This is a genomic window from Streptomyces zinciresistens K42 (assembly GCF_000225525.1).
Lineage (GTDB): Bacteria > Actinomycetota > Actinomycetes > Streptomycetales > Streptomycetaceae > Streptomyces > Streptomyces zinciresistens.
The window spans coordinates 1-2345 of record NZ_AGBF01000400.1 but is presented as its reverse complement, the minus strand read 5'-3'; the positions used below and the strand labels follow the sequence as shown (position 1 = coordinate 2345).

Here is a 2345-nt window from a genome sequence, read left to right as displayed (position 1 = left end):
GGGGCAGGTAGACGACGGGCGCCTGCGCTCCGATGCGGAACAGCAGGAAGGTGTCGAAGTCGCTGGTGCTGCCCTTACATGCCTTCGCCACTGCATCGCGATCGCTTTCCTGCAGGTTGCCGAACTGCAGGCCGAAGTCGGGGAAAGCCATGGCCTTGTCAACGGCGAAGAACTGGGAGTAGCGGCAGAAGTCGCCCCGTTCGATGTCCCGTCCGGTCAGCGCACGCTGGATGGCGGCCAGGAGTTGGCTTTTGCCTGATTCGTTGGCACCGACGACAGTGGTGACGCCTTCTTCCAAGGGTACTTTGACGAATGGGTATTTGAGGTCGTCATTGTCCAGGACGTCCCACGGGTGGGGAACGAATTTGTCACTGGCCTTGCGGAGATAGTCGAAGTTGAATGAGCGGAAGAAGCGGATGTAGACAGCAGAAATGAACATGCGGGCCTCGTTCCGACTCGTGGTGCTCGACAATCCGTCATGCTACTGCCGGGGGGTGACAGTGCCCGGGGACGGCTGGGCCCAAGAGGCCAAGGACAACAGCGGCTTGCTTTTCACGGTGACGCGACCGGTTTCGCACAACTGCCCGTTCATCGCGCCTCTGGGGTGTCCCAGGCCATGCGGATGATGTCCAGCGCTGCGCGTCCTTCGGCGGTGAGTTTGTTGGGGGCGCGGCGGATGTGATCGATCCAGGAGCCGAGCCGGAGGGGACCGATCCAGTCGGTTTCGGTGGTGGCGTGCGCGCGTGGGCTGGTCGTACCGGGGCCTGGAGCCACCTCCAGTGGCGGCGAATCTACGGTGGCTTGCCAGCTACCGCCACCACGGTATCGGGGTTCGAGACGTCCGCGCCGCTGTTCAAGCGGGTGGAGCCAGGTGGCCAATATTGAGGGGCCGCTGAACGACGTCCGAGTCGAGAGGGAGGCCTACGGCCCAGGGAAGTAATCAGACGATGGGCCGAGGACCGGACGGCTACTGCGAAAACGCCCGACCGGTTCGGCGAACACGAGACCGTGGTGGGGTGACCCATCATGCCGGCCTCCTGCGGACAGCTCCCCTGCCTGGGGAGACGACCTCGTCGCTGATCTGCCGTATCGCAAGCCGCTACGGGATGGAGGCGAAGACGTTGCGGTCGTACTGGCAGTGGCGCAACTACCCGTCGGGGCACGACGGCGGGGGCGCGCGGGCCGACGCCGAAGTGCTGCTGAACACGCCCGGACGGCAGCTCCTGGCAAGCCTGTGCGGCGTCGGAGAAGACGTTCTGGCGCGGGCGTTGCCGTCGTGGGGACAGGAGGACGCCAAGCTGTCGGCCGGGAAGGACGGGGTGCCGGCGGCGGCGTGGCGGACCGGGGGCGCGGTCGCCGGTCCGGTCGCCTTCGGCTGCCGCCTGTGCGCGGCCCGGCGTACGGGGACGGCCGTGCGGGTGGTGCGGTACGCACCGCGCTGGGAACGGGTGTGTGCACGGCACGGGCGGTGGCTCCTGGACGCGGACGCCGACCAGCCTCTTGAGTATCTGGACGTACGGGACGTGCCGGAAGTGGCCGCGGCCCAGCGGAGGTGGACGGGGGTGGCGCGGCGGGCAGCACGGGCCGGAGTAGAGCCGGAGAGGGTGTTCGCGCTGGCGCACGCGGTGGTAGCCCGGTGGTGGGAGCAGGCCCTGCAATGGGAGCACGAGGCGGCCTGGCCGCGGCGGCTGCACCAGGTCGCGGGCGGCAACGCCGGGACAAAGCTGGAGCTGTGGCGGATCGTGGGCCGGGACGCCGTCGTCTTCCCCGAAGCGGTGGCCGTCGCCGACGCACTGCTGGATCCCGCCATGGCCGAGCTGGCCTGGCGGGCAAGCGGCGGGATGCGGCCCCGGGTGCGGGGCGGGGACGATCCGTTCTGCCACCGGCTGGGCGAGCGGGTGGACCGGGACTGGCTGGGGCCTCTGATCGCGGCCGACTACGGCGGCCCGCTGAGCAGCTGGAGGGGCGCGATCGTGCGCGCCCGCCGTGGCGGCGAACCGCCGGGATGGCGAGACGATCCGTGGCATCTGAAGCGGGAGCAGCAGCCCGCAACGATGGCCGGCCAGCGGCGTGTGACGGCGGCGGAGGCACAGGCAGGCGGCTCGGGCACCCGGTGGCGTGCCGCCGTTTCCGCCGAACACCGCTTCCACATCACGCAGCTGCTCGACGACGCCCGCGAGGAGCTGGCGCAGCTGCGCGGCGTGCAGAGCGGCACCACCGCCGAGGTGGCCCGCACGCTGCTGGAGCACCTCAGCCAGAGTGCCGGGCTGATCGACCGGGCCGTGCTGCATACCGCAGCCGCGGCCGTCGCGGCCGGGGTGGCGCTGGAGGAGGTGGCCCAGTGG

Annotated in this window: 2 protein-coding genes; one reads left to right on the top strand and one right to left on the bottom strand. The window is 69.8% G+C overall.

Translation table 11 applies throughout. The features are described 5' to 3' along the window. Positions 1 to 439 (bottom strand): AAA family ATPase (locus tag SZN_RS36745; protein WP_007506083.1); only part of this gene is annotated, 439 nt, incomplete at its 3' end. Positions 440 to 1016: 577 nt separating this feature from the next. On the opposite strand from SZN_RS36745, the gene SZN_RS36740 reads away from it, so the two are divergent. Next, a partial coding sequence (locus SZN_RS36740; RefSeq protein ID WP_043735335.1) for a TniQ family protein occupies positions 1017 to 2345 on the top strand: 1329 nt, incomplete at its 3' end.